Source organism: Ruminococcoides sp. (assembly GCF_057037865.1).
This window is the reverse complement of sequence record NZ_DBLZMS010000014.1, coordinates 23,124-29,579: the sequence shown is the minus strand read 5'-3', so window position 1 is coordinate 29,579 and position 6,456 is coordinate 23,124. Positions and strand designations below refer to the sequence as shown.

At 36.5% G+C, this 6,456-nt stretch carries 6 protein-coding genes and 1 tRNA gene; 4 read left to right on the top strand and 3 right to left on the bottom strand.

Annotated elements, in window-relative coordinates; all coding sequences use genetic code 11:
* Positions 1-105: 105 nt before the first annotated feature.
* From AC2HW8_RS10050 to AC2HW8_RS10035, 4 genes are all read left to right on the top strand, one after another.
* A tRNA-Asn gene (locus tag AC2HW8_RS10050) sits at positions 106-181 on the top strand.
* Between the two features lie 243 nt (positions 182-424).
* Positions 425-1,135, top strand: coding sequence for a hypothetical protein (locus AC2HW8_RS10045; RefSeq protein WP_117951084.1), 711 nt, complete (start codon positions 425-427; stop codon positions 1,133-1,135).
* A gap of 262 nt (positions 1,136-1,397) precedes the next feature.
* Positions 1,398-2,375, top strand: a complete 978-nt coding sequence (locus tag AC2HW8_RS10040; protein WP_484312557.1) for an O-acetyl-ADP-ribose deacetylase — start codon at positions 1,398-1,400, stop codon at positions 2,373-2,375.
* Between the two features lie 89 nt (positions 2,376-2,464).
* Positions 2,465-3,109: a vWA domain-containing protein gene (locus AC2HW8_RS10035; protein WP_215639351.1), complete on the top strand. Its 645-nt coding sequence runs from the start codon at positions 2,465-2,467 to the stop codon at positions 3,107-3,109.
* 53 nt (positions 3,110-3,162) lie between these two features.
* On the opposite strand, the gene AC2HW8_RS10030 is transcribed toward AC2HW8_RS10035, so the two are convergent.
* From AC2HW8_RS10030 to AC2HW8_RS10020, 3 genes are all read right to left on the bottom strand, one after another.
* Positions 3,163-4,530: a glycosyltransferase family 39 protein gene (locus AC2HW8_RS10030; protein WP_296642993.1), complete on the bottom strand. Its 1,368-nt coding sequence runs from the start codon at positions 4,528-4,530 to the stop codon at positions 3,163-3,165.
* 93 nt (positions 4,531-4,623) lie between these two features.
* Positions 4,624-4,956, bottom strand: coding sequence for a PadR family transcriptional regulator (locus AC2HW8_RS10025; protein WP_021882966.1), 333 nt, complete (start codon positions 4,954-4,956; stop codon positions 4,624-4,626).
* Between the two features lie 76 nt (positions 4,957-5,032).
* Positions 5,033-6,442 carry a permease prefix domain 1-containing protein gene (locus tag AC2HW8_RS10020; protein WP_484327519.1) on the bottom strand — a complete coding sequence of 470 codons (1,410 nt, stop codon included), beginning with the start codon at positions 6,440-6,442 and terminating at the stop codon, positions 5,033-5,035.
* Between the last annotated feature and the right edge of the window lie 14 nt (positions 6,443-6,456).

Genomic DNA, 6,456 nt, shown 5'->3' with positions numbered 1-6,456 from the left:
GAAGTTAAGCTCAGTGGTGCCGAAAATACTTGGCTGGTGACGGCCTGGGAAGATAGGGAGATGCCAACACAAAGCATACACCCAAACGGGTGTTTTGCTCTGTATTCCTCCATAGCTCAGTCGGTAGAGCGCATGACTGTTAATCATGATGTCACTGGTTCGAGCCCAGTTGGGGGAGCCACAACAGAGTAGTCTTTTGACTGCTCTGTTTTCTTTTTTGGTTCAATGTCAATAGTTGGGGCAACCCGAAAAAATAGAATATATGATAATTACAAGCGACAGGAATTAAGCTGTCGCTTATTTTTTAATCATATTAAGGTGTAAAAACATTAGTTGACAAAATTAACTTTATGCGTTACTATGAAAATGTAGAAACTGCACAAAGCACAAAAATACAGTTTATAGATAAAGGAGGTAATTAATTATGAAAAAAGCATTTTTATTGTTCCTTATGTTAATAATAGCTTGTTTTATTATCATCGGCTGTAAAGACTCTTCAAATAACACCGATAATTCGAGTAATGCAAATGTTGGAGTGCTAAGAGATTTATCTGTGAATTTGGAAAAGAACTATAGCGTTCCCGATTCTGACAGCAATGTAATTGAACTTGCTTCAACACCTGATGAACTTTATCAAAATGACCTTAAGAAATTAATATCAATATCGGATGATGTGATCCGTGTAACAGTTCAAAATGTAGCTTATACAAGCTATGAAGGCGTTGCTTGGACAAAATTAGATGTCCTGATAACTGATACATTAAAAGGAGATTTAAAAGTCGGAGATGTAATATCAGTATTTAATTTGGGTGGATATATTCCGCTTAGTGAACATATTGAAGGACATAATGATGCGTTTCGATTTAAAAATTTAAGTGCAGAGGAAATTAAAACGACTTTTCTTAAAGAAACAATTGACGGTGAAAAAACGGTTCAAAAGTCGGATGATTTGATACTGTGTTTAGTTCAAACTCCTAAGAATAGTCCGTTGCCGAACGGTGCATATGAAAGAGTTTCTTATACAGGTCAGTTATATGCTGATGGCGACAATAAATTTGTTCAGTTGATTACTGATAGTTCCGAAACAACAGAGAAAACATATTCCTATGACGATATCAAGAAAATGACTGAATAGGAAAAGTTATAAAATAAATAGCGATAATCATAGCGTGTAATGGTAGCACTGCAATAATATTAGGCTTAATTTCAATAGTTCTGACAACACGAAAAATAGAATATATGATAATCACAAGCGACAGGAATTAAGCTGTCGCTTGTTTGGCTGTTAAAATACAAACCATACTATTTAATTTTGCATTGAATTTAATTGAGAGGTGCTATATAATTAATATCAGAGTAATAAAACATTAAAATTGTGAATTTAAAGGGTGATTATTTTGCCGTTGCAGATTGTTCGGAATGATATAACTAAGATGAAATGTGACGCAATTGTTAATGCGGCGAACAGTTCGTTGCTTGGCGGAGGCGGTGTTGATGGTGCGATTCACCGTGCGGCGGGGAATGAATTGCTTAATGAATGCAGAAAACTTGGCGGTTGCAGAACGGGTGAGGCGAAAATTACGGGTGCGTACAAACTGCCCTGCAAGTATGTTATTCACACGGTCGGTCCTGTATGGCAAGGCGGAAATTATCATGAGGAAGAACTGCTTTCGTCATGTTATCGTAACTCGTTGCAGCTTGCAAAGGCTTATGAATGCGAATCGGTTGCCTTTCCTTTGATTTCATCGGGGGTTTACGGCTATCCGAAAGAACAGGCATTACAGGTGGCAATCAACGAAATCTGTAAATTTCTTGCAGACAACGATATGCTCGTTTATATTGTTGTGTTTGACAAAGACGGATTCCGTGTCAGCAAAAAGCTTGTTCGTGATATTGCCGAATACATTGACGAACACTATGTTGAAACGCACTATTCCGAAAACCGCAGTCGTGGATTATCCCGTCTTTTAAGACAGCCGGAGACTTATCCAATGCAAACCGCAGCTTTGAATTTAGCTGATGTTGTAAATCAGCTTGATGAAAGCTTTTCTCAGATGCTTTTGCGTAAAATTGACGAAAAAGGTCTTACGGATTCTCAGTGTTATAAAAAGGCGAATGTTGACCGCAAGCTGTTTTCTAAAATAAGAAACAATGTCAACTATAAACCTAAGAAAAATACCGCAATTGCCTTTGCCGTTGCACTTGAACTGTCGCTTGATGAAACTAAAGAAATGCTCCAAAAGGCCGGCTATGCACTTTCGCACTCGAATAAATTTGATGTTATCATTGAATATTTTATTCAAAAGGGCGAGTATGATATTTTTACTGTAAACGAGGCTTTATTTGAATTTGACCAAGTTTTGTTGGGGCAGTAAATGTCGCATTTCAGGCGACCATATGTTATCCCGAAAGTTATATGATTAAGTCAAGATAAAAAACTTAATTGCTTTTGGAGGTAACAACTATGAAAAACAACATTACAGAATTGGTATTCATTCTTGACAGAAGCGGCTCAATGTCAGGACTTGAACAGGACACAATCGGCGGATTTAATTCGCTCATTGAAAAGCAACGCAGACAGGACGGCAAGTGCTATGTTTCAACCGTATTGTTTGATCACGAAACCGAGGTTCTTCACGACAGGGTTGAATTGTCGGAAATTTCAAAAATGACTGAAAACGATTATACGGTTCGTGGCTCAACTGCACTCATTGACGCTATCGGCGGTGCAATTCATCACATTGGCAACATTCATAAGTATGCAAGAAAAGAAGATGTTCCCGAACACACCTTGTTTGTGATTATGACCGACGGAATGGAGAACGCAAGCCGTATCTATTCAAGCAATAAGGTCAAGAAAATGATTGAGCGTCAGAAAAATCGCTACGGCTGGGAATTTCTTTTCATCGGTGCAAACATTGATTCCGTTGAAACCGCTAAGCATTTTGGAATCAATTCCGACCGCTCCGTTAATTATCACGCTGACGGTCAGGGTACGGCTGTTGTTTTTGACGCAGTATCGAAAACCGTGTGCAATTTCAGAAAAAGCAGACCGCTTTCATCGTCTTGGAGTGATGAGATAGACAAGGACTACGAAAGCAGAAAATAAGAGACAAATTAGTTTTAATTTCTGCATTTATACCATAAACAAAAGACCTATATTTACTTTAGAATAAGTAAATATAGGTCAAATTTATTGAAGTCACATTGGAAAGAATCAATCTTTTTATACTTGAAATTACTTTTAATGCATTTTGGCATTTTTGTGAGTTCATTTTTTACAAACCAAATTTTATGATTTGGGTCAACTTTGTCTGCAATTTCATTTTTGTTTATACATTCAACATTTTCAAATGCCTCAAACCAGTTTTCTTTGTAGGTGCAAAGGTGGGTGTTGTTCGGATAATAATACGACATAATTCCGAATGCACTGTCGCAGTAAACAAAAGTGTCTGATTCTGACTGTTGAGAACTGAATCTTTCACGAAAATTTGTCATTGACGGATTATATTCAAACAATCCTGTTGCAACAAGACAGCCGATATTTAAAACGCAAAGCAGGGTGCATATTACTTTGCTCGGCTTTGGTTTTATATCTTTTACGCCGAAAGCAACAAGAATTGCAAAGATACCGAGAATTACAACGCTGTATCTTGCAATGTAAAACGGGCGTATAAAAACGGTTACGAACAACCCGATTATTTGAATCCCCATAACGCAGACATCTGCGAAAATTATACACAATTTTCGGTTGCTCTTTTTCATAAGAACAAGTGCAGATACTGCTATGCCCGATATGAATACAATTACAGACAACGGTTCAACTCCGCTGAGCCAAAAATTACTTGAGGCTGATTTTGTTTGATTTAAAAGAGGAATTATCCAAAATGAATATCCTGCCACCATAATAAGGTCTGCAATAATAACACGCTTGAACAAATTTCTGTCTTTAATGAGCAGATATATATTTGCAAAAGCAAAGATAATTGCAACTGCAAGAAGTGCATAGATGTGATTGTATGCAGCCCCAAGTCCCGCTATAGCAAATAAAATGCAGTGATGAAACTTTTTGTTTGCTATAAAAAGCAGGGACTCAATAAAGCATAATGTAACAAAAAATATGCTCCATGAGTATGACCTTTGCTGAACGCTGAAATAGAGCATCATTGGCACAGCTCCGACAGTCAGCATATAAATTATTGATGTTTTACTGCCGTAGTGCTTTTTTATGATTGTGCATCCCAAAAACAGCGTTGCAATGTAACCGATTGCCGAAAATATTTTTGTTGTTGTTATTGAGTATCCAAAGATGCTACAAAATGTTTTCAGCGACAAAAAATACAGCGGTGGGTGCATATCGGATTTCAGAATATTGATTATGTCTGAATAATTGTGCTGAATCAGCGACAGCGTGTACGCCTCGTCAAACCATATATTGTCATTAAATATAAGTGTCAGGGAAAACAATGACAAAACGGCAAATATGATATATACCGTATGATTTGCTCTGACTTTTAATTTGTGCATCATAATATCTCCGTTTCTGAGTTTATAGGATAATTTTACCATTACAGGGCTATAAATTCAAGATTAACGGAAAACGGTCTGTCTGTGATAAGTGTTTTACACACCTGAAAAGCTGAGAACTTTTTCGACTGATTTTGAATACACTTTCCATTCCTCCTGCTTTTCTTTAAGGCGTTTTGTGCCTTTGCGGGTGAGGTGGTAGTATTTACGCTTTCTGCCGTCAAATTCTTCCCAGTAGCTTTCAAGCAGATTTTCTTCTTCAAGTGCGTGAAGAATGGGGTAGAGAGTACCCTCTTTAAGCTCAAACACGCTTTCACTTTGCAACTCAAGCTCTTTAATAATTTTGTATCCGTACATATCGCTTTTCTTTAAAACGCTCATAACAAGCATTGCTGTACTGCCTTTGATAAGTTCTTTACTGATTTTCATTTTATTTGCTCCTTTCCGATTAGCTCCGACACTTTGTCAATAAAACTGTTTGCCATACTATCCCTCCTTTTCGATTTTAATCGCTGTAACAATCAACCACTACTCCGTCTTTAATAGTCAGAATTTTATAGTTTCGATTGTCGCTTTCTTCGAGATAGCCTGTACCGTTATTTAGATATATGGTAAGACAAAGTTCAATTTCTGTTTCTTTTTTATCTTCATAGAATGTTTTGGATACATAATCTGTATATTTCAAAAGTCCTGATTTTTTTATGCTTTCAAGGGTTGTTCCTTTTGAAATCTTCTGAATAGCATCCAAATCAGCTAAAATCTTCGGCGACTCATTATAAATAGAATTTTTGTTTAGAGTGTCAAAATTGAAATGCTCATCGTAAGAATTTAAATAATCTTCCGAATTATACTGTAGACATATCGAGAAATCATCATTCTTACCACAGATTAATGACAATTCACCGCCTTTATCGTAATATACAGCCTCGCTGTAAAGCATTTCGCTTTTTTGATAATAGCCTTGTGACGCCAAGTCGCTGAATACTTCCGATTTGTCTTTGGATAAGTCGGAAGTAAGAACATAATCCACCATTTCTTGCTTGTTTGCAGAATAATTGTTGTCTGTTTTACAATCCTCTACCGCCTTGTAGGTTGTTGTTGCTGTCATATAGACCAAATTTACCGATAAGAAGATGCACATACATATTTCAAAAAAACCTATCGGAATTTGTAAGCCCTTATTACTTAAAAGCATTTCCCTGCGGCATATTTTTATCAACAATAATATTGACCATAAAATAAATATAGCACCGATAATATACGGAAGAATTTCAAAACAGAAAACTGCAAAGCCACTGTATTGTGCAGGAACCTTTGTGAAAATGCATTGCATATATGCCGAAAAACCTTCCGTAACAGTTTTTACAACGGCAAAAACAGCAGGTTGATAAAAATATAATAAATTCGGATGTCCTGCAGAACAGATTTCATAATTATCGTTTTCAAAAAATATTGATACAAATTGCAAAATGAAAGAAATCAATATTATTATCGGAATCACATAATTATTCTTTTTTCGTGATAATGTCAGCAAGACCACATATGTAATTATAAATGCAAGTGAAATAAAATCCAAGAGTATATCGTGCCTGTAAAATACTGTATCGTATCGGTATATGAACTTGTCTTTTAAAAAAACTGTGCATAGAAACATAGCTGTAACAAGGCAAGCACAAATAATTGTAAACGGCGATAGGAAAATGTTTGTATGCAAAAAATTCAACGGCACGGCGGTGTCATCGGGATTGCCCATTTCTTCGGTGGCACGCTTTTCGGCTTCTTCTTTTGAATAGCCTATGTCAACATAGTAGTCAATTTTATCAAGCAAATGCGATTCAAGCTCGGCTGTAATTAGCTTTCGGGAGTGTTTGTCACTAATCTGCTCCGATACTTTGTCAACAAAACTATTTGTCATACTATCCCTCCTTT